Raw genomic sequence first — 25,985 nt, 5'->3', positions numbered from 1 at the left:
TCACGACGTCACCAGCTCCGCCAGCGGAACGGGCGCAGGCAGAAACCGGCGCGGCTCGCAGCATTCATAGATCGGCCCGTCATAGCGGGGCGTCGTGTCGGCGGGTGCCGCCTGCCAGCTAGTACCCCAGGTGAGGACGGCCTGGCCGTTGTCGGCGTACTCGCACGGAAGGTCCGTCATGTGGTCCCTGTGCGGGCGCATCGTCGTCATCGAGCAGCCCCAGAGGTAACCGTCGTAGACGACCGTTGAGGGACAGGTCATCCGGTGATCACCATCCAGGCGGCGAAAGCCATCCAGCCTGACGCGGCGGCCAGCAGCAGCGCGGATGCCCCGTGCAGCAGATGCTCCCTCGTGACCTCTTCGCGGAGGTTGATCACGTCAAGGATCACATTCCCGGCCGAGCCCACGAACATGCATGTCCCCCCGATCGCCGCGGGGATCGCGAAAGACTCAGTGAGGATGTTCACGGCAGAATCTCCACGACCACCGGATCGGTCGCCAGAGGCTCGTTCGCCCGTCCCGCGCGGGAGGTGGTGTGCCAGAGCTTGTTGGTGTCGTTGACGTCCAGCTCGGCGGCGGTGAGCTGCACCCGGATCGGGATGCCGGGCCGGCCGCCCACCTTGATCAGGAACCGGCCCCGGCCGGGAGGCTCCGACTCGTGTCCGGATACCGGGTCCCACGCGGGCGGGTCCTGCCAGGACGTGAGCATGTTCTGTTCCGCGTTCGACAGAGGGACGGCGGAGGTCAGGAGCGGCATCTCCGCACCGGGCAGGCCTCCGCAGATGACCATGCCGGAGCGCTCCACGAACCCGCGGGCTTTCATCTGGTCCTCCTGCGAGGCCAGGGCGAGGAGGTCGCTCATGGTGTGGCTGATCATCGCCAGGCCGACACCGCGGGCACGGTTGAGGCGGGTGAGCGCGTCGACGCGATCGACCATGCCGCGGCCTGCGCGCAGCGCCCGCCACAGCTCGTCCAGGATGACGAAGTAGTGCCGGCGCGGCTCCAACCCCGCCTCTGCGAGAGCGGACGCGACGTTGACGGTTCCGAACCCGGCGGACCAGCACGCCAGGAGGATGCTGGCCTGCAGATCGCCCTCAGAGTCATCGATCGAGGACACGTCGTAGACCACGGGCCGGTCCCGCCGCATCGGGGTAGTGGTCTGGCGGGAGAAGATCTCCCCCAGCCGGCCACCGGTCGTCAGACCGATCAGCGAGGCTTCGAGATTCTCCGTGATCGCCTTGTACCGGTTGAGGTCGTTGCGGTCGAGCGCGACCTGACGAATCTCCTCCGGCGCCGCCTGGATCACGGCCAGGAGGTCCGCGAGGACGGGGATGCCCTCGTGCGTCTCGTCCAGGTACTTCAGCGCCCGGTCGATGATCGTTTCTTCGCGGTCCGAGGGCGGCTCGGAGCGGAGGATCGTCAGTAGCGCTGCGATCATCGTGTGCCGGCGGCCGTGCGCGTCCGCGAGCACCTGAGATGCGAGGCGCTGCGACTTCACCGCGTGCTTGCGCTCCTCCTTCGAGTCCTCCCCGCGGGCGTCGAGCTCCGCCGCGCGCGCGAGCGCCCGGTCAGCGTCCTCGCGGAGACGCTGCGCCGCCGTCGTCGCCTCTCCCGGATCGAGGATGTTCAGATACCCCCGGCCGCGGCCGAGGGTAATGACCTGCCCATCCATCGCGCGAATCAGGTCCACGTAGTCAGGCTTCAAATCCCCCAGGACCAGCGGCAGAGTCCCGTAGCCGGCGAGGCCGGTCGCCATGCGGCGGGTCAGCGAAGATTTCCCCAGGCCCGGCTTGCCGAGGACGAACATCGAGGGGTTGGAGATGAGCTGCGCCCGCTGAAACCACGAAATCGGGTCACACAGCACCGACGCGCCGGTGGCGAGGTTCTTCCCGAGCGGGACGCCGATCATGGGTGTTCCGGTGCCGACCGAGAACGGGTACAGCCCGCACACCTGCACGGTGGTCGCGCGGAACTCATCGGCGGGCTGGACCGACACGGCCTGCCCTCCCCCGCGGCCGAGCCATCCCGTCGACGTCGGCCGCAGCGGGCGCTTAGGCGTCGGCTCCTTCTCGATCTTCTGCTTCCCGCCCTGGTGCGGAATCGCCCGCTTCTTCCGCGACCGCTTCGAGGGCTTCTCGCGCGCCAGCGGTGACGCGGCCGCACGTGCGGCCGCGGCCTCTTCCTGCACCCGTCGCGCGCGGCGAGACCCGGCGCGGCTGTCCGTCGACGCCGCCGCGGCCTGCGCCGTCGACGGGGCACCGACCGCGCCCGTGGGCACGGCCGTGTCGATCGCGTCGACGTCCACAGCCTCCGCGTCCTGGTCGACGTCAACGGCGCCGGTGGGCAGCTCGTCCCCGTCGACAGCAGCGGGGACGTCGACGGGGTCGGGCTCGTCGCGGTGGCGGGAGAAGAGCTTGGTGGTGATGCTCACTGGGAACCTCCGGCAGTGATCGAGGCGGGAAAAAGGGGCTTAACCGGGGACGGCACCGGACACTCGTCCAGTGCCGTCCCGGATGCGGTGGCGATCGTCACAGGGCTTCCCGGACCTCGTTCGGGATGCGCAGATGCCGCGGCAGAACGAGCCCCAGCGGCAGCGCCGCGGCGAACGCGGAGTCCTGCGACCCGAACGCCGGCCGCATCCGCAGCCGGGCGGCCGAGGTCAGCGAGTCGACTGCCGCGCGAGCCTCCGGCTCCTGTGTGCGCTGCATGGTCGTGGCCGTGACGATGAGGCCGAAGTTCATCAGTCCGGCTCCGGCGGCTTCTTCCGCGGCCGTGGCCTGCGCAGAGCGCGTCGAGAGGGTGGAGCGCGCCGTGGGCTTGGTGGACGCGGAGGAGTTGAACTGCGCCGCGTTGAGGTCCGCTTCCACCAGCGCCGCGGCGCGGGCGGGGTCGATGGGGCGGTAGAGCAGTGTGACGCGCTTGCGAGCAATATCCCGGTGCGGTGCCAGCAGACGAGCGAGGATGCCCGCCTGAACCACGCCACGCGGGGGCGCCGTCATCGTCCACGACGTCGACACCGCACCGTCGTGCCGGTACGAGTCCCAGTGCGCCTCTGCGGCGGCAGGGCCGACATCCGTCCACGACAGATCGGCCGTCTCCCCTTCCGCGCGCGCCTGATCGATCAGCACGGCCGCGTCGGGATCGTAGGCGGTGCGAATGACCTCGCAGATTTCCTGCGCGCCGAGCGGGCGGGCTGCGCCGGCCCCGGTGGCGGCGAGGGAAGACGTCAAACCGGGGATGCGGGCGGAGAGGTCGGAGGCGACTTCCTGTGCGTTGCGGCGCTTCCCATTAATCCGAGCATTCGCGGTAAAGGTGAGCGCGATGTACGCGCGGATCGTTGCGGAGCCCACCGGGTAGGTCTCCACGACCTCCGAGAGCATCGCTCGAGCAAATAGCGGGGCGTCCGGGTCCATCGACCCCTCGACCTCACCGCGCAGGCGCGTACCCGTGTCGGGCGCCGTCTCGACCGTGACCGACGCGGCCTCGATGCCCGGTTCGTCTCCGAGGTTCGCGAGCCAGATGCCGTACTCCGCGACCTGGTTGTTGATCTGCTCCTGATCCACCAGCGCGGCGCCGTCCGGCTCGGTCGCGAGCACGATCGTGAAGTGGCGCGTGGCGGGCGTGCTGATCAGCGCGAACCGGCGGCCGTGGGAGTCCTCGTGCTCCGTGAGCTGCGACGCCGCCGCGAGCCCGGGGAGCTGGAACGTTCCCCACTTCGCGCGGCCGATGGGTCCGGAGCGGTAGATGTTCGCTCCCTTGCTCTTGGTGCGCCACCAGTTCACGCGGACCACCGTCCTTCCCAGGGCTGACTGCCCGTGCTTGTCCTTGACCGAGACGCTCAGGAGGATGCCGCCGAAGATCCCGGCGACGACTAGAGCCGGCCCCAGGCCGGAGAACATGGACGCGATGATCGAGGACACGATGCCCACGAACATCACGAGGGTGGCGAGCTGCCCCAGCCCGCCGAGACCGGCGGTCTGCGGCTTTCGCCAGTTGCCGTAGGTGCGGGCCTTCACCGGATCGGTGGCAGTTGCGTTGCTCATGGGTTAGCTCCCGTTCTCGTTGCTACCGGTCGCCTCTTCGGTGCCCGCCTTGACCGCCTGCGCGGCATGCTTCGCGCCCTCCGCCGCCTTCGTCGCGACGGCAATCCCGGCGCCGATCGGACCGGCGGCAGCCGCCGCCCCGCCCGCTGCTGCGCCTGCCCCGGCGCCGCTCGACGCTCCGGCTCCTGCACCACTGGTCGCGGCACTTCCCGCACCCGCACCCGCGCCGCTACCCGCCGTTGCCGCCGACCCGGAAGGGTCAGCGCCCGGGGATGACGCGGGAGAGCCCGGTGACGATGTGCTGCCGGTCGGTCCGTCCGTAGACGAGCTGTTGCCGCCACCGCCACCGCCTCCCCCGCCGCCGTTGTTGCTGGCACGGATCGCGCCCGTCGCGACGTCACCCGCGGCCGAAAGGGCCGCAGCTCCCAGCAGCAGGCCCGCGGCACCGCCCCCGCCGACCGACGCAACGGCCGGCACGAGGAAGCGCATCAGCGCGGGCAGGGCCACGAGCGCGATCAGCATCAGGGCCAGGCCCGTCACGATCTGGAAGAGCCCCGTGCCGTCTGACTTGAACAGGTCGGTGCCGGTCATCCGGAAGGCGATCGCGTACACGATCGCCGCGGCGGGCTTGTAGAGGATGAAGGCGAGGGTCCAGGCCATCGCCTTCTTGAACCACTGCCGACCGATCTCGGTGTTCGTGAACGAGGCGGCGAGCGGGAAGATCCCGGCCAGGACGACGAGCATCGCGCCACGGAACACCATCAGCGCGATCTGCACGTAGGTCATGAACACCGCGAGCATCCCCAGCAAGAACAGGCCGATCAGACCGATTCCGGAGGTCGCGGTGAGTGCGATCATCGCGAAGACGTTGGTGCCGAAGCAGTTGCTCTCGCCCTGCTGCGACACGTCGCAGTCGGTCGAGTTGTTGAGAATCCAGATCGAGAACTCATCCCCCGCTTGCGTCGCCAGGCGGATGACGACCAGGCCCGCGCCGGCCACAGCGATCAGCGTGATGACGGACCCAGCCAGCTCGCGCAGCGGCAGAGCGCGCTGCGTCCACACCATGCGGCCCGCCGCGACGAGGATCGCGAGGATCGCGAGGCCCCCGGTGTACCACTGCAACTGCCCCTGCACCCAGCCGACGACCGAGGAGGACTCGTTCAGGTGCATCGCCAGCGGCAGGAACCCGGTCACGAGCGCCGACGCCGAGGACAGCAGCAGTACGGCCAGGAGGATGACGCCGATGCGGCCCATGTGAGCTTCGCCGTCGCCGTGCCGGCGACGGCTCGCCATCATCACGCCAGCGACGATCAGGGACATGACGGCCAGGCCCGCGGAGACCCACGTCACGTAGCCGAGGATCGTCTCGAACGCCTCCGGTAGCGGCGGTGTGCCGCCGCCGTTGACGCCGCCGCCCTGGTCCACGACCGTGACCGGGGAGGGCACGTTCATCCAGACGGTGCCGAGCGAGGCGATGGCCTTGCCGTAGCCCTCCAGTATGTTGTTGACGAACTGCTGCAGGGCGTCGTTCGACGCCTTCGAGACGACGTTGCCGATAGCTGCGCCGGTCCAGCAGAAGACGTCCGCGGGGCTGCAAGGCTCGCCAGTAGGTGCGGGGGTCACGAGACGCCACTCCACGTCACATAACCGCCCAGGCTTTGCAGGGCGACAGGGCGAAAGGTGGGATCGCCTTCATCGGTGAGGACGATCTTCCAGTCGCCTTCTACCCACTTCAACGCGTAGGCGAAGCTGAGGAGAGAGCCGTTGCTTACCTGGAAAGCAGTGTCGACTGTCGCATCTGTACCCGAATAGGACAGCAGCTTGAACCCGGCGATCTGCGCGCTCAAACCCGTGTTGCTCTGGGTTGTGTCTTTGGCCAATGCTGCGTCTCGCCCGGCACCTGGCACCGTGAGCTGTGCGGTCACCAACGAGGACAGGCGGGCGTCAGTTCCCATTGCCCAGACGTTGGCAATCGCGAACAGGGCTCCCTCAGGCGTGTGGGCGTAACAGGAGCGCACCCCATCGGTGCCGGTAATTCCGGGACCGACGACCGCTGACTCAGGAGCGGCCATCGTGCCGACGATGGTCCACTCAGTTGTCGGGGCGGCGGTAAGCGTTCCGGTCTCCTCGTAGCCGGGGAGCCCACAAACGCTTTCGGCCTCCGCCGAGAGGGTGGAGCTGGGGTTGGGGGTGGAGACGCCGGGGTCGGCGGTAGTGGTTCCGCCTCCCCCGGCGTCCAGGGACGTCACGCCGAGCACGATGCCTGAGAGGGCGAGTACTCCGACGACGGTTGCTCCGATGATGAAGCCCTTCGTGGTGAACGGGTTGCGCGGTTCGGAGTCGTTCATGACGTCCCTTGCCTTCCTGTTGGTGGTGTCGTGGTGGTTTCCCGGGACGCTACGCGCCCATCAGGAAGCCGACGACGGTGAAGGCGGCGGAGATGATGATCACGCCGATGAGCAGGCGGCCGAGCCAGCCGCCGATTTCGCCGCCTTCGCCGCGGCGGGCGGAGACGGTCATGGTGACGCCGAGGATGATCAGGCCGACGACGGCGACGCCGAGGCCGACCCACTTGGCCCAGCCCATGACCGTGGTGAAGGCCTCGAACCCGGGCGGCATGCCGCCGGGACCCGGGTCCGGCACGACCGCGCCGAGCGCGCCCGCGGTGGTGAGGATGTCGGTGGTTGCTGCGAGCAGGGCAGACATGGTGTGCTCCGTTTTCTGTGTTGGGTGGTGCGGGGTGATCGGCGCCGCGGGTGCGACGTCGAAAGGGTCCGGTTATCCGGTGGTGAGCGGGCCGTCGGCGTAGGCGACGTCGAAGTGCAGGTGGTTCGGGGTGTCACCGAACTGGGTGATGTGCTGATACGTGGTCGAGCGGCACTGGATCTGGCCGGCTCGAGAGCCCTGGGGCACCTGAGGGTCGAGGACGTCGAGGAGCTGGAGGGCGTTGGGGTCGCAGCCGGTTGTGGCGGTGCCGGCGAAGCTGTAAAAATCCACGGCGTTCCCGCCGCCGTTCATCCAGTGGGAGGAACCGGTGCCTGCGCCGAGCAGGCTCCCGGTGCACTGGCGGTTGAGGTCGGAGACGCCGATCTTCCCGAACGTGTTCAGGGCGATCGTGATGATCTGGAGAATGCGGACATCGATCGCGCAGTTCTCCTTGGGGGTGCCCGCAGCCATGTCGCGGATCTGCTGCGCGTAGCGGTCCTCGAGAAGGGTCAGGTTGCCAGCGTCCATGGCCACGACGAGGTTCGCTGCGAGAGCCTGCGCATCGCCGGACACGGCGACGCATCCACCGACCGGCGCCGGTGAGGCGGGCGCGGTGCCGATCGGCGTCGACGGGGCACTCACCGGTGCCACCGTCGTCGTCGCGGTCGTGCTGCTGCCGAGGCCGATGAGGTAGGTCATGATCGCCACGGCGTCGGCGCGGTACTTCGTGTAGTGGTTCGGGTCGGCGTTGCGCTGCACCCTGTTGATCGCGATGGACGGCTCCATCGCCTGCCAGCCCTCGACAGCCACGAGGCGGTCGTAGAAGAAGCCCGCCGAGGTCGTCGGGTCCATGCGCTGCTCGACGGTGCCCCAGCTCGACTGCTGCTGGAACAGGCCGATCGAGTCAGCGACCGAACCGTCCGGGTTGATCGCTCCGTCCCCGTAGTTGATGTTCACCAGGGAGGACTCCCCGATCGCCGTCTGCACGCCGAGCGTCTGCCCATCGGCGCCGAGGCCCTTCGCGGCGCCCGCGTTGACGATCAGCGCAGCGTTCACGAGCTGGTCGTGCCCGTAGGCCCCGACCTTCGCGTCCGCGGGGATCGCGGACACGTTCACCGGTCCGCCGCCAGGCAGGCATGCTGCGGCCGCATCCTCAGCGGCGCCGAAGAACAGCAGCCACAACAGCAGTGCAATCGCGAGAAGCGGTGCCAGGACCGCCGCGAGAACCCCCATTCCCCCCTTCGCCACCGGGCTACTCCGACGCCAAGGGGGTGATCTGCTCGACAGCCCACGGACCGGTCTCGACGGTGCGGTGGACGTACACGGAGTACTCCCCCGCATCCGTGGGAACCCGGATCCGCATCGTGAAGGCGCCGTCCCCGTCCCGGACCGACGCGGCACCAATGACGGTCGTGCAGGGCACGTTGGCAGGGTCGACCGTTTCGTAGGCGACCGCCGCTTGCTGGCTGAGGAACGGGTACAGCTCAGCGATCCACGTGTCGTAATCCAGGGAGGGCCGGCAGAACGCCGTGACAGCGGCCGTGGCGGTCGCAAGAGTGTCGGCCTCGACACTCGGAGCCGGAGCCGGCTCGGCGTCGACCGGCGCCGCCTCGGTCGCTGATGCGGCCGGCGCCGGCGAACCCTCGGCGGCATCAGAACTGGTCGAGACGGCCGGCGTCTGAGCTTGCGAGTTCTCAGCAGTCGGAGGGGCAGCGGGTGGTGAGCAGGCCGAGAGGAGTCCTGCGATCGAAACGGACACCCCAAGCAGCCATGCGCGTGCGCACCGCTCGCTTACGGTCCGCTGGTGAACTGCACTCAAGTTGTGCCCCCTGCGAGATGAGCAGGAGCGACAGCCACCCCCACACCTCGAAGATATCACTTTTTGGGGTCATGATTGCATGAGTTGACATCCGGAACTCAGCCGGTGCAGTCTTACTTGCGCATCGATACCCGAAGATGTCTCGGCGGGGACCCCATACGCCATGATGTTGTGATGACCTCCGAGCCCGGCACCCCCGATGTGCCTGCCTTGCCACCGGAGGTTCTGTTGACTCAAGCCGTTCTGGCGAAGAAAAACGGCGAAGTCATCCGCGCATTGTGGGGCGAAACCGGAATGTACTTCGGAGATTTAAAACGTTCCGTCGATATGACCGACGCATCGCTCTCGCGCTGTCTCTCAACGCTCGAAAGTGCCGGTATCGTCCGCGTGAGTACTCATCTTCCACCCGGTGGACGTCGCGGGGTATCGGTCATGTACTCGATAGACACCGAGCGATTCGATGAAGTACTCGACGGCTTCACATCGTGGATCAAAAGCAGTCACACGCCCTAGCACATTTATTCCGCTTCAAGCTCCGCAAGGATGCGTTCCATTGCCGCCTCTGCTTCGGGTGAAATCTCCCCGATAGAGCGCATTTCTCTTCGGACTCGATTTCTCCGAAGGTCGAGGACGGCCGGCATAGCCTCTTGAAGCTGCGGCGGCACATTTTCTTCGGCCCGATAGAAAAAGGTGGAGGGGACGTCAAACAGATCGCCCAGCGCCTCGAACACGCTAATGTCCTTTGCGAGGACGTGAGAGCCGGACAGCATGTAGTGCCATTTGGTGCGAGAGAGGTCGACCCCCGCGGCCTTGACGTGTTCCTCCACCACGGCCCAGGACGGCTGACGCCCGTGCATGGTTTCGTACCGGTCGGTTGCGAGTCGCAGACGCTGCGCCAGCTCCTCCTTCGAGACGGTGATCCCACCGGGGCTCGTTGGGGTGCCCGCTCCTGACTCGGAATCAGTCATGAGGTACTCCCTGTCGTTCGTGCACGTAGGCGCGGGCTTCTTCTAACACTCTGTACTGGTCGCCAGAGAGATTCGCATGAAGTAATAGGGCGTCCTCGCACTCGGAGAGGTAGCCATACAGCTCGCTGTAATCATCATCATCACGGCCACCGTTCCGGCGTCGCGCCGCCGGAATTTGCGTCATGAGGTCCGTCCAGATCGGCCTCAGTCTGACCAGATGGTATCGCTCGCGCTGGTGCTGCTGACGAGCCCGCCACCGGTCAGTAATCGGTGCGTAGCTGAAGCCGGCCGCGAGGAAAGCCCCGCCCGCCAGCGACAGGGCCAGATCCATCCCTTTGGAGATGTGGACCGAATCTACCCAGCCCCTAGCAACGAGCAGAGTCACTAGCAGCACTCCGAAACAACCGATGGCGATCAAGTAGATAGGCAGCCGTCGATGAAAACCGAAGTGAACACGGATGTTCCTACGGCAGGCAACAAGCCCCATACTTGCTGTCGTGATGAGAGAAAGCCAAAGCACCGATTTGAACGCGAGCGCCGACGTTTCGCGGTCATAGTAGATAAGCTCGACATCGGTAATAGGCCAGCTGCTGGCCATAAAGACCGCCACCTGTAGGCACGCGCCCGTCAGACCAAGCAAGTAGACGGTGAACCGCAAGCGCGTCCGGATTTTTGTTGAAGTGGCGGAACGAATAATTATGTCATCGAAGATGATGGTTGCGACGAGTCCAGCCATGTGCATTAGCAGAACGGCCCGGTTGTGGCCGCCTACAGCCTGATCGATGACTGTGTAGAGAAGCGTGTTCTTTAGGGCAAGGAGTATCGCAAAGCCCACGCACCCTATCGTCAACAAAGGATATTTGAAGGCATTTCGTGTCGCAATTAGGGCGATGACTGGAAGAGCGCTTGCTGCAACGATGACCCACTCGAGAATCATCACCATAGCGTTCCGCCGAAACCTATGTTGCGTTGCATCGACTGGTCCAGCGCGTCAGCCGCTTGAATTTTCGCGAGGGCGTCTGCGATGGCCTCCGCTAGATCCTCCCGATCGACTCCAATCGTTACCCCCTGTTGATCGAGGAAGAACCACATCAGCACGTGTCCGTATTCATGTTGCAGGTTGTGCTTGCGGTGTAGACGCGTCGTGTCGTGGGGAATGTACATGACGTTCTTATTGCTACTTGTCCGCTGCCAGTAGCTCACCACTCCCCCGTGCAGGAGAGCGGGAGGCGTGTCACGAAACACGATGTCTCTTCCGCAAAGGTCCTCCATGTAGGCGAGCAGGCTCTCCGCGGTCAGGGGTCGCGGAAGCTTCGCAGCGAGCATCACCCTCGACACGAGGGCGCGTACCGGTTTTGACCACACGGACACATTATGGTTCATTGAACACGTACAACACTGGTCGTTAGCGGCCAGACGGGGGGTGGTTTCATGCACGCGTCGCACGCCGCACGGCTCCGTGCGCTCGCGGCTGCGCCGCGGGAGGCATGGGCCGACACCTACCGTCAGCTCGTGATGTTCGATCTGCCTCGCGACGCGCAGATCGGTCTGATGCTCAGTTACTACCGGTCCTTCGCTGTCCCGTCGATCGCTCGGACGCTTCACCGTTCAGGTGCTATCAAGTCGGAACCCAGAAAACGCTCAGTAGACACTGCGCTCATTCTCTACGAACTCATCGACGGAGAACTTCAGTCAGATCGCGCGCTCGAAATGATCGACCTACTTGTCTCGGCTCATCGCCACGTGAAAGCGCCCAGCGAAGATTTCCTCTATGTTCTCTTCAGTCTTGCAATAGTACCGATGCGGTGGATAGAGAAGCATGGGTGGCGTGAGCTGACGTCGGCGGAGCAAGTTGCAACAATCGACTTCTACGCGAATCTTGGCCGCGCAATGGGGCTCAGTAATGTTCCAGAGGACGTAGATGCCGCAAACTCCTTCTATCGCTCCTATGAGGAGGATCGGATTGCCTGGTCGCGTGAGGGGCAAGAGTTGACCGACTGGACAGTCGGAGTCATCCGCTCAACTATGCCGACGCCTGTCCGCCCCTTCGCGCGGCTGATCCTCAGCACATGGATTGGCGATAAGCGTGTGAGTCAGGCGCTGGGACTTCCTCGAACCAACGCCTTTGTCTCGGCGCTTTCCGCTGCTGCAATGAGCGTGCGGAATCGCCTCACGGCGCGCGCCCCTCGTCCCGCAAGTCCGCGATTTGTTCAAGGCGTAACGGGGTCGGCCCAGTACCCGCACGGATATTCGTTGACAGATTTGGGGGCGCATCGATGATGAGCACTAAAGCCTTTGGCCCCGGGAACGGCACTGATGCGCTTGGAGCTATTCAGACGCTTGTCGAGCCGGACATGACCCGTGTGCTGAGCTTCCTCGCGGACACGGCGGCATCGCCGGAGCTGCTGGCGCGCGCTACTCGCCTGCGGCCGTCCGCGGTGCGCCTCAAAGTCGAAGCGCTCGACCGGTTGGGGCTCCTGATCCATCTGGGCGAAGATCTCCGCGTCGACCCCAACTCGATCGCGTCGTTCGTGGTCGCCGCGCGACGCTCGCTCGACCTGTGACGGCGACACACCGGGCAGCGCGTCTCGCGATCGCTAGCGACAGCGGTATGTTTTCAGGCATGGCTACTCCCAGGCGACCTCGCGGCTCGCTCAATGACGCCGTAGCGACCGGCTGGAAGGTCGAGCGCGCGGCGAAGGACCGTTTCGATCAGCTCGCGCGTCACGCCAATGTGTCGTCGGCTGTGTTCTTCGAACGCCTGGTAGAGAGCATCGAGGTCGATTCTCGAGGGCTGCCGGTGTGGTGGACCTCCGAGACCGAGCCGAACGAGGAGTTGCCGATCACCACGACTTAACGCATTAGGCCCGCCGCTCACGCGACGGGCCTAGAAGCTCTCGCTTCACACCCTCGCTTACCAGGGCTAACAGGTGTGAAGCAGTTCCAGAAGTACCGGTTTCTCAGGCCGGGCCTTCGTCATCCCCACCCGAGGGAGGAGAAGTGACCTCATCGTAAGCCACATTGCTGTGTCTGCGCACGCCCAAAACGCCGAAGTTGACCTCTTCTCGGCGCCGTGGACGCTGACGCGCCGGCTGAGCCCCCGTGCCGCGGTGCGCACGATGCGCCCGGACGCCTACGGGCGCCTGGACGAGAACGCCTATCCGGCCGCGTTCCCCGTCTCCCCCGTCGCGCCGGCCGCGCCGTGGGCGATCTACCTCACCGATGACGCTGGAGCGTTCCGGCTGCTGTGCTTCGACTTCGACGGCAAAGACTCCCACGGCGTCGACGCCGAGCTCATGGAGCAGGCCGCGGACGACTGCGACGCGCTTTCCGCTGTCCTCGACGCCCACCAGGTCGCTCACATCGTCTGTCAGTCCTCCGGCACCGGAGGCCGCCACCTGTGGGTCGCTCTCGCGGAAGCCGCCCCAGCCGAGCAGGTGGCCCGATTGGCGATCGCCGCTCGAGCAAACTTCCGCACCCTCGATCACGGGATGCTCCGCAACCCGCGCACCGGCGCCGCCCGTCCGCCGCTCTCCCCGCACCGCGACGGCAGCTTCTCGACCGTCCTCCGAGGCCGCGCGGAGGAGCTGCTGGATACGAACGTCACCGCGGCCGCCATCGATGCCGTCACGGTCGCGCTGGAAGAGTCCCGGCCGCCGCTGCGCGTCGACGCCACTCCCCCAGTACCCACCGCCACCGCACACCAAACGCACCGGACGCTCAGCGCTGCCGGCGCCGCGCACATGGCCACGCCCGGCGGCGGCGCGAATCCCTCGTGGACCGCGTTCATGTGCCTGCTCTCCGCTGCGCACGCCGGCTGGTCTGACACCGACGTCGAGCACGCCGCCCGGACCGCTCCCGGGATGGAGCACTACCGGACCAAGAACACCGGGCGCGGCCACCGCCGGCCCCGCGCCCGCGACGAGGCTGCGGAGCGCCTGGCGCGGCAGTGGGAGAGGGCCCGCCAGTACGCGGCGCTGCACGCCGTTCTCCCGCCCGAGCGCGAACCGGGCGACCTAGCGGAGCTGGACAGCCTCGTCGGCGCCGTCAGCGCCCTCCTCGACCGGTTCCGGGTGAGCCCGGGCCGGTGGGGCAGGACCGAGCGGGCGACGTCGGAGAAGACGATCCTCACCGCCCTGGCCTACCTCACCTTGCACACCGGCAAGCGCACCGTGGCCGCGTCCATCCGCGACCTGGCCCTCCTGGCCGGCCTGGGCCGCACCACCGCGGCAAGCGCCCTGCGGACGCTGCGCGAGGACGGCTACGTGCAGCTCGTCGTCCGCGCGGACGGATCCAACGCCAGCGAATGGCGACTGTCCGAGCACTTTTCCACAGGCTCCCTGCAAAGTCCGGTCACAACCACTAATAACCCCCGCCCCCCCGGGCCGCTTTTCACCGAACGAGCCATGCTGCTCACCACGCTCGAGGCGGACCTCACGGACACTCGGCACGACCTCTTCACTCGCGCCGGCCTCGGACACCTGGCAGGCAAGGCGTACGCGCTCTTGCGCCGAGAAGGGACCCTCGCTCTCGACGCCGCAGCCACCCTGCTGGGAGTGACCACCCGCACCGCCGCCACCGCCCTCTCCCGCCTGCGCACACACCGGCTCATCGTCAAGCACACCAACGGCTGGACCCAGGCCAAGCGTGACCGCCGAACCGCCGCCGCTCGTGCGATCGGGGTCGACGGAGCGTTGACGGATCGAGCGCACCGCTACGACGTCGAGCGCGAAGTGTGGGCCTGGTGGCAAGCCGAGCTCGCGCACCGCTCCTCCTCCCCCAGGCAACGCCCGCGACGCCGACACGTGTCGAGCCGTCCCCTGTTCGAGGACAGCACCGCTGGCGAGCGCGTCTGGCCGCTCTACCCCCGCGACGCCGCCGGCCGCGGCGATCACCGCGAGGCGCTGCACTGGGGACGCACCGGCATGCTCGCCCCCGGCTCGCTCTGGTGGTCCTCGACCGCCGCATGACGTCGACCGCACGCGTTCGAACATATGTTCTACTGGCGGCGTGGGAACGAACCGACGCTACGAGCGCCACGTCGGCGCACAGATCGATCGACGCATCGAAGAGACAGCCGGCCGCGGCCACCCCATCGGCCTGACCGACGACGAGCTAGACAAGACCCGGCAGCGGCCCACCTGGGCCGCCACTCCCCTGCCCGTCTGGGCTTGGGTCCGCTACCCCGGCACCCCCGTTCGCGTTGAGGGCTTCGCTATCGCCTGGACCGCCCGAGCCGTCATGGTCGAGTGGCAGGACCGCGACGCCAGCCGCCGACTGTGGGTCTGGGCGTCCGCCGTCGAGCGACGGCCCCAGTAACCGCGCATCCCCCAAGTCAGCACGTCAGCATGTTTACATGTCAGCATGCAGACTGGTAGTCTTGTCATCATGATTACAGCGGTAGTGAACCTGAAAGGCGGGTCGGGCAAGACCTCGACCGTCATCCATCTCGCAGCAGCGCTTCGCGAGACCGGGGAGAGCGTGCTCATTGTCGACGGCGACCCGCAGGGCAGCGCGCTCGACTGGGCCAACACCCTCGGTTGGGACGCGACCGGGCTGCCTCGCAACACGATCCACAAGCAGCCCTGGTTGAGCAGCAGCCACCAGAACGTGCTCATCGACACTCCCCCGGGCGACCTGGGTATCACGACGTCAGCAGCTCGAGCCGCTGACCTGATCCTGATCCCGATCCAACCCACCAGCGGCGACTTCTCCCAGTACGCGGAGACGGTCAACCTCATCGAGCAGGTTCAAGCCCTCACGGACGCGCCGGCCTTCACCCTCCTCACCCGAGTGGTCAAGCGCACGGTCGCCGCTGGGCAGATCCGCGACGCGCTCGAACCGTTCGGCGTCCCCGTCCTGACGAGCGAGATCCCGCAGGCGCAGGCTCTCGCGATGGCGTACGGCCTGCCGATCACCGATCCTGGCCAGTACCGAAACGTGCTCGCGGAGTTGAAGGGAATCGTCAAGTGAGCGAGAACCGCTTTGCGGCCGCGGGCCGCGCAGCTCGACCGAAGAGAGCCCAGGCGGGCGAAGGCACCTTCGTGCCGCCGACCCAGCTCGCCGTGTTCTCCGTCCGACTCCCCCAGGACTCGATCCGAGCGGTGAAGATCCTGGCGGCCGAGCAGGGCGTCCCCGTACAGGTGCTCGCTGCGGAAGCCTTTCAACTCCTCCTCGCCCAGTACGAGGGACACAAAGCTGATGACAAGTAAGCATGTAATCAAGTCAACTTCCCTACATGCCTACCGGGCCGTCCGGCCCTCCCAGGCCGTCACTCGCCATCCGCGGTGACCCCGTGATTGGGAGCAGCCGGCAGACGCGGGATCGGATGACCCACGAGCTACTGCGCGTCGGCGCCGCTATCTTCCGGGGGACCTGCGCGGTGGCGGCGGCGCTGTTCGAACCCACGGCTCGGCAACTGTGGTGACGGACGTTCGAGTCCCCACAGCACGTGCTGACTTGTAGGCATGTTTACAAGTCAGCATGTCGCGGTCGACGGTGGGGGAGGGTCGGCGTTGCCGCCCCATGAGGGGTAACCCCTCACGCTCCCCGGTATCCCGTTCCGGGGCGCGAGCTGCACTCGCGCAGCAGCGACGGAGCGCCGCCCAGAGGTTCGGCCGGCGGTGCCGGCCGCTGATGTTCGCCCGTTGGGCTCACGCTTCTTTGCCGTGAAGCCTTCGGCGGCTCCCTCCGCTTCGCTGCGCTCGTAGCTACCTACGGGCTCCGTTCAAGTGGCTGCGCCACCGACTCCTCCGAGACTTTCGGCACGCGGTCGCGGCGCTCCCTTATTTCGCGCCGAAACTCTCTCCCCCCTCGCCCTGCGGATTGCACTGCGCCCTCCGGTTGCTAAGGCGGAAAACCGCCTTCCTTACCGTTATTTCCGTGGATCCGGGGCAGTTGTAGGCTCCGGAACGCGCCAGGGATCCCGGGTATGGCTGACCGCCTTCAGCCGACTGATGGCACGCCGTGATTAGCCGCCCGGGACCCCGCAACGGCAGGACCGCTCATTGAGAAACGCGACCAGATCGCCCCGTAAGGACATGCCGGCAAGGTCGTTCATCGCGCACCGCACCCCTCAACGGAAGGACCCTGCATGCCACAACTCTGGGCCGGTATCGACGCCGGCAAGACCGAACACCACTGCGTCGTCATCGACGGCAACGGAACCAAGCTGCTCTCGCAGCGCTTCAAGAACCGAGAGTCAGCGATCCTGACCCTGATGGGCGACGTCGCCTCCTTGCCGGGTGGCACCGACGTCGCGTGGGCGACGGACCTCAACCACGGCGGAACGGGGCTGCTGCAGACGCTGCTCAGCTCCCACGCGCAGCCGCTGTTCTACATCTCGGGCCGGGTCGTTCATCACGCCTCGGGCGCCTACCGAGGCGAGGCAAAGACGGACGCGAAGGACGCGGTCATCATCGCCGACCAGGCCCGGACCCGACGAGACGTGACGCTGATGCGGCAGGCCGACGACGTCACCGCGGAGCTGCGCCTGCTCTCAGCCCGGCGCGAGGACCTGGTGCACGACCGCACCCGCGCCGTAAATCGGCTACGCGCCATCCTGGTCCACTACTTCCCGTCACTCGAGGGAGCGTTCAACTACGCGACGACCAGGGGACCTCTGGTGCTGCTCACCCGGTACGCGACGCCGTCCGCGATCAGGCAGACGGGGGAGAGCCGTCTGGCGTCGTGGTTGAAGGGGCAGGGCTGTTGGAAGTCCGCGGCCGTCGCTAAGACGGCGGTGGAAGCCGCGCGCGAGCAGACCTCGGTCGTCGCGGGGGAGGATGCCGCGGCCCGGCTGGTGAGCCGGTCCGCCCGCGATCTGCTCCGCATCCGCGACGAACTCGCCGAGCTCGAGGCCGAGATCGACGCCGTTCTACAGGACAGCAGTTCTGCGGATCTGCTCGTGTCGCTCCCCGGATTTGGGCGCAGGCTCGCCGCGGACTTCCTCGCCGCAACCGGTACTGACCTCGCCGCATTCGAGACGCCCGACCGGCTGGCCAGCTTCGCGGGCCTCGCTCCCGTGCCGCGCGACTCCGGGAAGATCTCCGGCAACCACCACCGGCCACGGCGCTACGACCGGCGGCTGTTGAACGCCTGCTTCCAAGCGGCGTTCATCGCGTCGAGGAACTGCCCGGTCTCTCGCTCGTTCTACGAGCGAAAACGTGGCGAGGGCAAGTCGCACAAGCAGGCACTGATCGCACTCGCCCGACGCCGCATCAACGTCATCTGGGCAATTTTCCGCGACCAGACCAGCTATCACCCCACAGGCGCAGAGCCCGCCGCGTTCGCGTCAGGGACGATCGCAGATGGGTCGGCGGCTCGTGGTCTCGGTGCTGGCGGGAATCCGTGGGAGGGCATCGGCAACCGTCACTCGTGGTGAACCACCTCGCTGCGGGGTAATCCTGGTCAGGGATTCTGCGCGCGATCGACGCGCGCGACAATCGCGCGCAGTGCTTCGACTTCGATGCTGAGGGCGGCGGTGCCCTGAGGAGTGAGAGCGACCCAGTTCTTGGCTCGGCGGCCGTCGTAGCCCCGTCGTGTGGTGATGTGACCGGCCCTGAGTAGGACTTCGAGGTGTCGCCCAAGGTTGCCGTCGGTGAGGTCGAGGGTCGCGCGCAGGAACCGGAAGTCGGCTTCGCCAGCCTCGTGAAGGATGGTCAAAATCGCAAGACGTGTTCGTTGGTGGACGGCATCGTCCAAGGACGCGAACTCGTCGTCGGTCGACTCCTCAGCGCCTGGTGTCACGGGCACGTCCCGTCTCCTGCCGGAAAGCAGTAATACCCAGAACGACGACGGTGATGCCGGCGATCGCGAGAACGACGCCATCGATCGACAGAGGCGTGGAACCGTAGGAATCACCCGGGGTCAACCCGCTCTCGGCGGCGGCGCCCTGCAAGAAACTGTTGAAGAGGAAGGGGGAAACTACTGCCACCCCGAGGCCAGCAAGCCACTGGCTGCGATTCTCGAGTCGCCAACCGATCGCGAACAGGAGCACCCCGACAAGGAATGCCGGACCGACGAACTCAACGAGGAAGGCCGGACCGGCGAACATCGTGGGCAGAAACGTCAAGATCGAGATAGTGGCGATGACAGCCGCGACCGGCCCCATGCGCTCGCGCCCCATTCCCACACCTGCGTGAGCAGCAGTAGCCCTCAACACGAGCCAGAGAGCGATGCTCGTGAAGGCAGGTATCAGGAAGCCGACGGTGAAGAGCGTCGAACCGGCCAGGGGCAGCAGTCCGGCTGTTACCACTCCGACGCCGGAGACGATCAGCGGAAGTGATGACACGTGCCGCGCGTCTCGGACCCGTTCTTCTAAGGGCGTGCGAGTCAGCGACATGATGCTCCGATCACTCTGTGGTGTAGAGCAACTGTACTCTGCATTGCAGAGCGGTCGCTAGGACGTCCAGCGTCGGGACCGTTTCGAGCGGCCGCAATTCCGCGCATCAGATCGCGAACAAGCGGACGCCGACCTCAGGCCGGCGCGGTGTCGTGCGCTGCGCGAATTTTTGCCTGGAAGCCTTCGGCAGCGTACGGGCCTCCGGCGTCCACGCAAGCCGCTGCGCGGCCGGCTCCTCCGAGCTTCTCGGCACGCGGTCGCTGCGCTCCCTCCCATCGCGCCGACAACCTCTCCTCCTCCGCCCTCCGGGTTGCGCTCCCACCTCCGACCCTGCTCGGCACTACGTGCCTTCCAGGCAAAAAAACGCTGGGAGAGAAGGAAGAACGATCCGGCCAGACCACCCCCGCTGGCTTGACAAATCTGATTGAGAATCACGGCAAAAAAACGAGGGGGAGGGGCAGGGCAGGACTACCGCCCGGGACCCGACGACGAGAGGACTTCACCATGACCGACACCGCCACCACCGAACCGCAGACACCGACCCTCCCGGAGGCGGTGGCCGAGTTCGTGTCCGTGTTCTCCCACGGGGACACCGCCGACGATCTGGCCGTCCGGATGAGCTGCTGCGAGGTCGACGCGTTGGCCGGACTCCTGCGAGCATTCGGACGAGACGAGGCCGCCGACCTGTGGATCGCGGAGCACGCGACCGACGACGACGAGGGCGACGCGCACACCCCGGAAGGAGCGAAGCGATGACCGAGCAGCCGAAGGCCGACGCAGTGACGATCTATCTCGCGGCGGCGGACGCCTACGACGAGGCGGTGACCGCGTTCCTCACCGCGGGCGCTACCTACACCGCGGCCCTCGCGAATTTCCGCGTGGCGATGACCGTCTCGCCCACTCTCTCCTGCGAGAAGGTCAACGTGATCGCGCAGATGCTCGACAAGGCCGGTGACCGCGACGCGGCCGGGTGGTGGATCCACGCGCACTGCGCCGAGGAGAAGCGCGAGGAGTTCGAAGCGCACATGGAGTTCTATCTGGAGGATTCCTCATGGCTCTGACCGTCTACTCGAAGCCGTCGTGCGTGCAGTGCACCGCGACCTACCGAGCCCTCGACGCGAAGGGCATCGAGTACACGACTGTCGACGTCACGACGAACCCCGCAGCGCTCGCCTACGTCACGGAGGAGCTGGGCTACTCCGCCGCCCCGGTGGTCGTCGCGAGCGACGAGGATCACTGGTCGGGGTTCCGCCCTGACCTCATCGAGAAGCACGCAGCGTGACCGGCCCGAACGTCGAGAGCGACGAGTACCGGGCAGGGTATCTCGCCGGGCGCGCGGACCGGCAGGGCGAGGTCGACTGGGCGGAGAACGAGGCCGATCGGTACTACCGCCTCGCCTACGGCGACGAGCGGCGTCTCCCGGCCTACGCCGTGACGCGCGCCGAGCTCGAACAGCGCAGGGCGCTGTCCGAGCCGCCCGTCGAGGTCACCCGACGCGACGCTCTCGCGTCCTGGGGCATAGAGCCGCGCCCCACTGACAACCCCGCGGCTGACGCCACAGACGAGATCCCGCCGACGTCGACGGGACGACCCACGAACCGAACCAGCAGGAGAAGGCAAATGAGTACCAGGACCATCACCGGCAACCTCGCCGCCGACCCCGAGGCCGTGCAGGCGGGCCGCGTACAGATCGTGAAGCTGCGCGTCATCGAGAACACCGGCGAATACCGCGCGGGGGAGTGGACCCCGCACGACGCCCCGACCACGCACTACGTGGAAGCGAAGTTCGAACTCGGCGAGCACGTGCTCGCCTCCCTCCACAAGGGAGACGCCGTGATCGTCGTCGGCTACGAGCGCACCGTCGCCTGGGGCGAAGGCGAGAACCGCCGCACCGGCCGCGTCCTCGAAGCCGACGCCATCGGCCCCAACCTCACCCGCGCGACCGCCGTCGTCACCACAACCACCCAGCGCGTAGCCCGCCGCAGTGCCGCCCCTGCGGCTGAGTAAGTTGGTCGGCATGTGGGACGGGATCGCTCTGCTGCTGGCCGTGACGGGTGCCGCGCTCGTCGTCGCCGGTGTCGTGCCGCTTTATCGCGACTCCGAGCTCCACTCCGCGCAGGTCTCCGAGGTCGCGGTGGACAAGCGCGCCCGGGCCCGCGGCGCTCTCCTGGCGGCCGTTGTTCTCTTCTCCGCAGCGGCCGTCGCACTCCTCGCCGGAACGGTCTGAGCCCCTACTCCGAGCCGTCCGCGATCCTTAGCACGTAGAGGATGACGTGATCCTCCGGGATCGCTGCGCGCACTTCCGCGATCGCCGCGGCGCTCGTCACCGCGCTGCTGCACACCATCGTTGATGCCGAATCCGCGCGCGTCCGGTGTGCCAGTTTCCTCACAGACAGGGTCCTCAGCGCTGCCGCGGTTGTCCCCTTCCTTCCCTGCGCGCTGAGTACGTCACCGTCAGCCTGTGCACACAGACGTTGTATCGTCTTGCCCACTCTCGGATCGAGAGGTCATGTCCAGGGGGCTTCGATGGTCAAGAGTGGGTCGGATTGGAAGGCAGTGCTCGCCGCGCAGCAGCTGGAGTTCGCAGACGCGAGTTTCATGCGCCGGTACGGCCGAGCGGTGAAGGCGTACGAAGAGCTCGTCGAGGTGTTCCACGCGTGGCATGCACGCGCGGTCACGGTCCATCGTGTGGAGAAGGGAGCGTGGACCGAGATCCAGCTTCGTGTCACCGAAGGTGTGCCCGACAGAGCGCGCGACCTCGTGCAGGACGTTCTTCAACACTTCAGCGCCGTGCTCGAGCAGCTCGCGCAGGCCCTGGCTCTGCACGAGCAGGGCCAGTTGACCGCAGCGCAGAAGAAGAGCGTGACGTTCCCGACCTCCACAAGGCAGCCGAAGGGCCCGGTCGTCGGCATCAGCCTGTTGCCTGCCGGTGCGCAAGCCGAGATCATGAGAATTCAGCCTTGGGCAATGGCTCCGAGCAACCCCGATCAGCACCTGCTCGCTCGGTTCGATGACCTGTCGCGCACAACCCGACACCGCTCCGATGTCCTCTCAACCGCTGCCTCCGGTACACGCAGCGTCTCACCGGGCTACATGCCCTATGTGTCCGAGATGACGATCAGCATGGCGCGCGTGGACGGCATCGGTACGGACGTCATCATGGCCTGGAGAAACGACTCCGACCTCGGTTCCGTCGCCATTTCGACCGAATCTCACTTCGTTGTCGATGAGCCCGACTCGCCAGCACACGGGCAGGACATCGTGCAACTCCTCAACGAGTTGCGCCAGGTCATCGCGCGGACCGTCTTCCTTCAGCTCTTGCCTTACTTGAGGTAGCGACGACGGCCAGCCTCCGGATCCCGTCAAGGCGCGACCACCGTCCGCCGTGAGCCGAGGGCGACGCCCTCGGTCTGCCTTCATAGGGCAGAGAAACATCCGTCGTCCCTGTCCGCTTCGAACAGAAGACGTGCTGCCAATCGCTCGACCTCGCCTGGCGAGCTCGCCGTACCGCCGGAGCGCAGCATGAAGGACGACGTCGAGGCGGCCGTTCGTCTCCTCATAGCGAGGATCGCCGAGGGCGACACCCGTGCATTCTCAGACCTTCACGACCTGATTGCCCGCGATGTGTACAGGGTCATCAGAGGCGTCCTTCGCGACCCCGAGCAGTCCCGCGAGGTGACGCAAGAGGTGTTCCTGGAGGTGTGGCAGCGAGCGGCGACCTTTGACCCCGCTCAAGCCTCGGGTCACCTCCTCATGCGCATGGCCCGACGACGAGCGATCGACAGAGTCCGCTCCGCGGAGGCGTCCCGCCAGCGGGACCACGAGTACGCAGCACTCTCCACCGAGCCGGAGGCCGACGTGGAAGCGCGGGCTCAAGTCCGACTGGACTACGCCGCCGCAGTCGCAGCGATCCGCGCGCTTCCCTTGATCCATCACGAGATCCTGTTCCTCGCCTACGTGCAGGGCTTCAGCCACACCGAGATAGCCCACGCGCTTCAGCTGCCGCTGGGAACGGTCAAGACACGCATCCGCGACAGCGGCCAGCGACTCCGCCGCATCCTCGGCGCCGACACCGTCCTGTAGCCGGCTCCCAGCCTCCGTCGGGCACAAGCCGGCTCGCGCAGCGGCGACGGAGCGCCGCGGGTCGGAGGCCGCGATGCGGCCCGTTCCACCTGTTTTCCTTACCTTGTTGCTCGGGCGGTTTCGGCGCAGTCGTAGTGTGTCGATCGTCCGAGGACGGCGGGTATGGCTTCCGTGTTTTCGCCGCTGTGACGGGGAGTCTCGCCTGGCACGGTGGCTTCGCGCGCAAGGCTGCCGGACTGCGGTCGCGACCGCCGCCACTGCCGTCGCCGCCGCAAAGAGCCAGCAGAGCGTGCTCCCTGGCCAGGCGATCGCGGCGGAACTCGCCCGCCGTCTCGCACTCGGTGTCATCGCTCTCGAAAGCCGTATCGCGGAGATCGACCAGCTCATCGCCGCACGGGTCGAAACCAGCCGCGCCGCCGAGCTCTTGCGCTCGATGCCAGGCTTCGGGCCGCTGCTCGCGGCCGAGTTTCTCGCATCGACCGGCGCTGACCTCAGCATCTACGTCAGCGCCGACCGCTCGCCGGCGTTGCCGGCCTTGCTCCGGCGCCGCGTGACTCGGGCAAGATCAGCAGCAATCACCACCGGCCACATCGCTACGACAGGCGGCTGCTCCGTGCCTGCTACCTCGCAGCGATGGTCAGCGTGCAGCAGAAGACCGAATCACGAGTCTTCTATGACCGTAAATGCGGCGAGGGGAAGTCGCACAAGCAAGCCATCCTCGCCCTCGCGCGGCGCCGCCTCGACGTCATCTGGGCGATGTTCCGAGACGACCGCACCTACACACCCCCGGCCCCTTTTGGGGCCAACTTTGAGGAACCTGCAACAGTGCACACCGCCCCGAAAGCCCCTCATGCGACGACCACGGCGCCACCTCTCCTCGCAGCGTGAGTGCTTCGAGATGAGCGTTTTCCCGTATGGGGATTGTCTACTGGTCGCCTTGCGGTTCCTGCTGGATTTGCCAGCCCATGTCGAGCTGCCCAAATTCCTTTGCGTAGCAGCTTCCCTCTACGCCGGAGGTGACGGCGTCGACGTTGTTGGTGTAGTCGATGATCGGTCCGCTCTCGTCGATTATGGAGAGGGGGTAGTCGGCGGCGAGCATGCACGCGGCGTAGCGGGTGAAGCCGGCGCGGTACTCGTCTTCCGTCACCGTGCCATCCTCGAGCGCGGCTTGTTGCTCTGCGGACGCTTCGGGCGCAGCCGCCGGCGTGGCCCACGAGGCCCACAGCAGGTATCTGGTGTCACGGCCGGTCGTCACCGAGATCGAGTGGTCTCCCGCGGCGCCAGGGGAGAAGTAGGCGCCGCCATTGGCGCCGGTAGTTGCCTGGCGGCCACAGCCCTGGGTGTACGGCTGCCCGTCGACGTTGATGACGAAGCTGCCGGGGTCGACGCAGTGGAAGGCGACCGCGATCTGCTCCGCGCCCTCCGGAATCGCGCCGAGCTCGACCACGGTGTTCCCGGCTCCGCTGAGCACGAACGGCGTGCCGAAGAGCTGAGCGTCGTCGTAGACGACCTGCTCCGTCATTTCCTCGATACTCACCGTTGTCGTCTGGTCCCCACCGTTGAGGGCGGCAGCGGAGACGGCGCCACCCGTGAGTGCGCCCGCCGCGACGAATGCTCCTAGGAGTCCGAGCAGTGCCCCACGCTTCCGCGGAGCCGGCTGGGGGGCGGTGGCAGAGGCGACGAGCATGCGGCGCAACTCCGCGTCGCGAGGGCTGTACTCGGTGTCAGAGGACATCGGGAACTCCTTCCAGGAGTGGGTTCGAAGGGTGGTCGAGGCGTGCGCGCAGCTTCGTCTTCGCACGGGACAGCCGCGATTTCACTGTTCCGGGCCGTACGTCGAGCACGCGCGCAGCCTCGTCGGTGCCGAGTCCTTCCAGTACGCAGAGGGTGATCACCTGCTGGTCGGAGAGAGGCAGGTCGCGTAGCGCCACCATCGCGTCGCCGTCTCCGCCGACCTCAGCGTGGTCGGGTTGATGCTCCTGCGCGGGAAGCCGGCTCAGAGCGGCCCGGTAACGGTGCGCTGATCGTGTGTGGTTGCGGGCGGTGTACGTCGCCGTGCGCAGAAGCCACGGCAGAATCGATCCGTCGACGAATCGCACCTCGGAACGTTTTCGCCACGCCTCGAACAACGTGATCGCCACCACGTCGTCGGCGTCCGACAAGTTCGGAGCCAGCCCCCGCGAGTGCCGGTACAGACGATCCCGGTGGCGGTCGAAGATCACCCCAAACGCGCCCCCGTCGCCAGCGAGGGCCTGGCCCCAATACGCCTCGTCACTGATGCTGTCCACACTGAGAAGTGTCCGCTGACGTCGCGAAGGTTCCCGACCCGCCGAAATTCACTCTGGCTTCGCTCGCAGCGGGCATCCAGTAGTGGCATGGCTGACGGAAGCATCTACACGTCGATCGTCGTCAGCGGATCGATGCGTTCCGGGTCGGCCATCCATCGAACGTGACGGTCGCCCTCCGGTGATTCCCCTCATTGAGCAACCGGTCGCAGCCGGACGGAGCCGGCCGGAGGAGCCTTCGGCGCTGTTGACAACCTGATTGAGATTCTTCACCTCTCCGCGGTTTCAACCTATTTCGCTCCACCGGCTCCGTGCCACCGATAGCGGACGCGCCCTGCGGGCTTATTTCGCCCGCTATCGGTGTCACTGCGCCGCCTCCACTCAAACGGTTTTCCCCGCCGGAGAGGCAAAGAAAAACGATCAGCCAGAGGGAGCACCCACCCCATGCAGACCACCACCGACTTGCAGACCACCACGAAGACCTACCTCACGCTCGGAGGCACCCGCGCGGTCGACGTCCGCGTCGTGGGCACCGACCCCAAGACGATGCCCTCGGTGCACGTCACCCGCCGCAAGTCCGGCGTCTGGGAGGCGTGGCACTCCGACCAGCTGCACGGCATCACCAGCGGCTCGTTCCGCCACTGCGTCGCCCACGCCCGCCGCGCAGCGATCCGCCGCGTCGCCCCGTTCCTGAACCGCTGAGAGGACCACACCATGACCCGCACCGACACCGGCCGC

General features: G+C 66.8%; 33 protein-coding genes and 1 pseudogene. 18 read left to right on the top strand and 16 right to left on the bottom strand.

From position 1 onward, the window contains the following. The 9 genes from C5C56_RS13855 to C5C56_RS13815 form a co-directional block, all read right to left on the bottom strand. A complete protein-coding gene (locus C5C56_RS13855; RefSeq protein WP_104256226.1) occupies positions 1-261 on the bottom strand; it encodes a hypothetical protein in 261 nt (86 codons plus the stop codon). After that, positions 258-467 (bottom strand): hypothetical protein, encoded by a 210-nt coding sequence (locus tag C5C56_RS13850; RefSeq protein WP_104256225.1) that lies wholly within the window; start codon positions 465-467, stop codon positions 258-260. Before C5C56_RS13850 ends, C5C56_RS13855 begins: the two co-directional genes overlap by 4 nt. Beyond that, a complete protein-coding gene (locus C5C56_RS13845; RefSeq protein WP_374953325.1) occupies positions 464-2,146 on the bottom strand; it encodes an ATP/GTP-binding protein in 1,683 nt (560 codons plus the stop codon). The genes C5C56_RS13850 and C5C56_RS13845 overlap by 4 nt, the downstream gene beginning before the upstream one ends. Positions 2,147-2,528: 382 nt before the next feature. After that, positions 2,529-4,043 (bottom strand): SCO6880 family protein, encoded by a 1,515-nt coding sequence (locus tag C5C56_RS13840; protein WP_181074617.1) that lies wholly within the window; start codon positions 4,041-4,043, stop codon positions 2,529-2,531. A gap of 3 nt (positions 4,044-4,046) precedes the next feature. Next, on the bottom strand, positions 4,047-5,666 hold the full coding sequence (locus C5C56_RS13835; protein WP_104256224.1) for a hypothetical protein: 1,620 nt from the start codon (positions 5,664-5,666) through the stop codon (positions 4,047-4,049). Beyond that, positions 5,663-6,391, bottom strand: a complete 729-nt coding sequence (locus C5C56_RS13830) for a hypothetical protein (protein ID WP_104256223.1) — start codon at positions 6,389-6,391, stop codon at positions 5,663-5,665. Before C5C56_RS13830 ends, C5C56_RS13835 begins: the two co-directional genes overlap by 4 nt. A 49-nt stretch (positions 6,392-6,440) precedes the next feature. Continuing rightward, positions 6,441-6,749: a hypothetical protein gene (locus C5C56_RS13825; RefSeq protein WP_104256222.1), complete on the bottom strand. Its 309-nt coding sequence runs from the start codon at positions 6,747-6,749 to the stop codon at positions 6,441-6,443. A 72-nt stretch (positions 6,750-6,821) separates the two neighbouring features. After that, positions 6,822-7,982 carry a hypothetical protein gene (locus C5C56_RS13820; protein WP_146083198.1) on the bottom strand — a complete coding sequence of 387 codons (1,161 nt, stop codon included), beginning with the start codon at positions 7,980-7,982 and terminating at the stop codon, positions 6,822-6,824. Positions 7,983-8,001: 19 nt separating this feature from the next. Beyond that, positions 8,002-8,508, bottom strand: a complete 507-nt coding sequence (locus C5C56_RS13815; protein WP_104256220.1) for a hypothetical protein — start codon at positions 8,506-8,508, stop codon at positions 8,002-8,004. A gap of 234 nt (positions 8,509-8,742) precedes the next feature. Between C5C56_RS13815 and C5C56_RS17555 the strand changes: the two genes are divergently transcribed. Then, positions 8,743-9,081, top strand: coding sequence for a helix-turn-helix transcriptional regulator (locus C5C56_RS17555; RefSeq protein ID WP_146083197.1), 339 nt, complete (start codon positions 8,743-8,745; stop codon positions 9,079-9,081). 5 nt (positions 9,082-9,086) lie between these two features. On the opposite strand, the gene C5C56_RS13810 is transcribed toward C5C56_RS17555, so the two are convergent. The 3 genes from C5C56_RS13810 to C5C56_RS17550 are packed head-to-tail and all read right to left on the bottom strand — an operon-like array spanning position 9,087 to position 10,700. Continuing rightward, on the bottom strand, positions 9,087-9,536 hold the full coding sequence (locus tag C5C56_RS13810; RefSeq protein ID WP_104256219.1) for a hypothetical protein: 450 nt from the start codon (positions 9,534-9,536) through the stop codon (positions 9,087-9,089). Beyond that, positions 9,529-10,473, bottom strand: coding sequence for a hypothetical protein (locus C5C56_RS13805; protein WP_146083196.1), 945 nt, complete (start codon positions 10,471-10,473; stop codon positions 9,529-9,531). The genes C5C56_RS13810 and C5C56_RS13805 overlap by 8 nt, the downstream gene beginning before the upstream one ends. After that, positions 10,473-10,700, bottom strand: a complete 228-nt coding sequence (locus tag C5C56_RS17550; protein ID WP_146083195.1) for a hypothetical protein — start codon at positions 10,698-10,700, stop codon at positions 10,473-10,475. The genes C5C56_RS13805 and C5C56_RS17550 overlap by 1 nt, the downstream gene beginning before the upstream one ends. 348 nt (positions 10,701-11,048) lie before the next feature. Here C5C56_RS17550 and C5C56_RS17545 point away from each other — a divergent pair, with 348 nt between their 5' ends. The 8 genes from C5C56_RS17545 (at position 11,049) to C5C56_RS13770 (ending at position 17,919) form a co-directional block, all read left to right on the top strand. Beyond that, positions 11,049-11,816 carry an oxygenase MpaB family protein gene (locus C5C56_RS17545; protein WP_146083194.1) on the top strand — a complete coding sequence of 256 codons (768 nt, stop codon included), beginning with the start codon at positions 11,049-11,051 and terminating at the stop codon, positions 11,814-11,816. Further along, positions 11,816-12,100 (top strand): hypothetical protein, encoded by a 285-nt coding sequence (locus tag C5C56_RS13795; RefSeq protein WP_146083193.1) that lies wholly within the window; start codon positions 11,816-11,818, stop codon positions 12,098-12,100. The genes C5C56_RS17545 and C5C56_RS13795 overlap by 1 nt, the downstream gene beginning before the upstream one ends. Positions 12,101-12,159: 59 nt before the next feature. Then, on the top strand, positions 12,160-12,393 hold the full coding sequence (locus C5C56_RS17540; RefSeq protein ID WP_146076972.1) for a hypothetical protein: 234 nt from the start codon (positions 12,160-12,162) through the stop codon (positions 12,391-12,393). A gap of 169 nt (positions 12,394-12,562) precedes the next feature. Continuing rightward, positions 12,563-14,506, top strand: coding sequence for a hypothetical protein (locus C5C56_RS13790; RefSeq protein ID WP_104256215.1), 1,944 nt, complete (start codon positions 12,563-12,565; stop codon positions 14,504-14,506). A 40-nt stretch (positions 14,507-14,546) separates the two neighbouring features. After that, positions 14,547-14,855, top strand: a complete 309-nt coding sequence (locus C5C56_RS13785; protein ID WP_104256214.1) for a hypothetical protein — start codon at positions 14,547-14,549, stop codon at positions 14,853-14,855. A gap of 69 nt (positions 14,856-14,924) precedes the next feature. After that, positions 14,925-15,509 carry an AAA family ATPase gene (locus tag C5C56_RS13780; RefSeq protein ID WP_181072910.1) on the top strand — a complete coding sequence of 195 codons (585 nt, stop codon included), beginning with the start codon at positions 14,925-14,927 and terminating at the stop codon, positions 15,507-15,509. Next, positions 15,506-15,748: a ribbon-helix-helix domain-containing protein gene (locus C5C56_RS13775; protein WP_104256212.1), complete on the top strand. Its 243-nt coding sequence runs from the start codon at positions 15,506-15,508 to the stop codon at positions 15,746-15,748. Before C5C56_RS13780 ends, C5C56_RS13775 begins: the two co-directional genes overlap by 4 nt. Positions 15,749-16,629: 881 nt before the next feature. Further along, entirely contained in the window at positions 16,630-17,919 is a 1,290-nt protein-coding gene (locus C5C56_RS13770) for an IS110 family transposase (protein WP_258063702.1), read from the top strand. A gap of 26 nt (positions 17,920-17,945) precedes the next feature. On the opposite strand, the gene C5C56_RS13765 is transcribed toward C5C56_RS13770, so the two are convergent. Beyond that, the gene (locus C5C56_RS13765) at positions 17,946-18,290 is read right to left on the bottom strand and encodes a transcriptional regulator (RefSeq protein WP_258063703.1); all 345 of its coding nucleotides are present in this window, start codon (positions 18,288-18,290) and stop codon (positions 17,946-17,948) included. Continuing rightward, on the bottom strand, positions 18,268-18,879 hold the full coding sequence (locus tag C5C56_RS17535) for a hypothetical protein (protein WP_146083192.1): 612 nt from the start codon (positions 18,877-18,879) through the stop codon (positions 18,268-18,270). Before C5C56_RS17535 ends, C5C56_RS13765 begins: the two co-directional genes overlap by 23 nt. A 504-nt stretch (positions 18,880-19,383) precedes the next feature. Here C5C56_RS17535 and C5C56_RS13760 point away from each other — a divergent pair. The 8 genes and pseudogenes from C5C56_RS13760 to C5C56_RS18510 all read left to right on the top strand — a co-directional run. After that, entirely contained in the window at positions 19,384-19,635 is a 252-nt protein-coding gene (locus tag C5C56_RS13760; RefSeq protein WP_104224211.1) for a hypothetical protein, read from the top strand. Beyond that, the gene (locus tag C5C56_RS13755; protein ID WP_104256210.1) at positions 19,632-19,940 is read left to right on the top strand and encodes a hypothetical protein; all 309 of its coding nucleotides are present in this window, start codon (positions 19,632-19,634) and stop codon (positions 19,938-19,940) included. Before C5C56_RS13760 ends, C5C56_RS13755 begins: the two co-directional genes overlap by 4 nt. After that, positions 19,931-20,161 (top strand): glutaredoxin-like protein NrdH, encoded by a 231-nt coding sequence (gene nrdH / locus C5C56_RS13750; protein ID WP_104224209.1) that lies wholly within the window; start codon positions 19,931-19,933, stop codon positions 20,159-20,161. The genes C5C56_RS13755 and nrdH overlap by 10 nt, the downstream gene beginning before the upstream one ends. Further along, entirely contained in the window at positions 20,158-20,886 is a 729-nt protein-coding gene (locus tag C5C56_RS13745; protein ID WP_104319795.1) for a single-stranded DNA-binding protein, read from the top strand. Before nrdH ends, C5C56_RS13745 begins: the two co-directional genes overlap by 4 nt. A gap of 10 nt (positions 20,887-20,896) precedes the next feature. Continuing rightward, positions 20,897-21,106, top strand: a complete 210-nt coding sequence (locus tag C5C56_RS13740) for a hypothetical protein (protein ID WP_104281174.1) — start codon at positions 20,897-20,899, stop codon at positions 21,104-21,106. A 299-nt stretch (positions 21,107-21,405) separates the two neighbouring features. Continuing rightward, positions 21,406-22,215: a hypothetical protein gene (locus C5C56_RS13735; RefSeq protein ID WP_146082477.1), complete on the top strand. Its 810-nt coding sequence runs from the start codon at positions 21,406-21,408 to the stop codon at positions 22,213-22,215. 186 nt (positions 22,216-22,401) lie between these two features. After that, a complete protein-coding gene (locus tag C5C56_RS13730) occupies positions 22,402-22,962 on the top strand; it encodes a sigma-70 family RNA polymerase sigma factor (RefSeq protein WP_104281172.1) in 561 nt (186 codons plus the stop codon). Positions 22,963-23,469: 507 nt separating this feature from the next. Next, positions 23,470-23,850 (top strand): annotated as a pseudogene (locus tag C5C56_RS18510) (transposase); the annotation flags it as partial. A gap of 37 nt (positions 23,851-23,887) precedes the next feature. On the opposite strand, the gene C5C56_RS13720 reads toward C5C56_RS18510, so the two are convergent. Then, positions 23,888-24,697, bottom strand: coding sequence for a hypothetical protein (locus C5C56_RS13720; RefSeq protein ID WP_104319793.1), 810 nt, complete (start codon positions 24,695-24,697; stop codon positions 23,888-23,890). Next, positions 24,687-25,250, bottom strand: a complete 564-nt coding sequence (locus tag C5C56_RS13715; protein WP_104319792.1) for an RNA polymerase sigma factor — start codon at positions 25,248-25,250, stop codon at positions 24,687-24,689. Before C5C56_RS13715 ends, C5C56_RS13720 begins: the two co-directional genes overlap by 11 nt. Before the next feature lie 441 nt (positions 25,251-25,691). Here C5C56_RS13715 and C5C56_RS13710 point away from each other — a divergent pair, with 441 nt between their 5' ends. Beyond that, complete coding sequence (locus C5C56_RS13710) at positions 25,692-25,949, top strand: hypothetical protein (RefSeq protein WP_104319791.1); 258 nt, start codon at positions 25,692-25,694, stop codon at positions 25,947-25,949. Positions 25,950-25,985 lie beyond the last annotated feature (36 nt).

Origin of the sequence: Rathayibacter sp. AY1D1, from assembly GCF_002932635.1 — a bacterium.
In the GTDB taxonomy this organism is placed as follows: Bacteria; Actinomycetota; Actinomycetes; order Actinomycetales; family Microbacteriaceae; genus Rathayibacter.
Note: the sequence above shows the minus strand (reverse complement) of the source record. Positions and strands in the feature narration are given on the sequence as shown.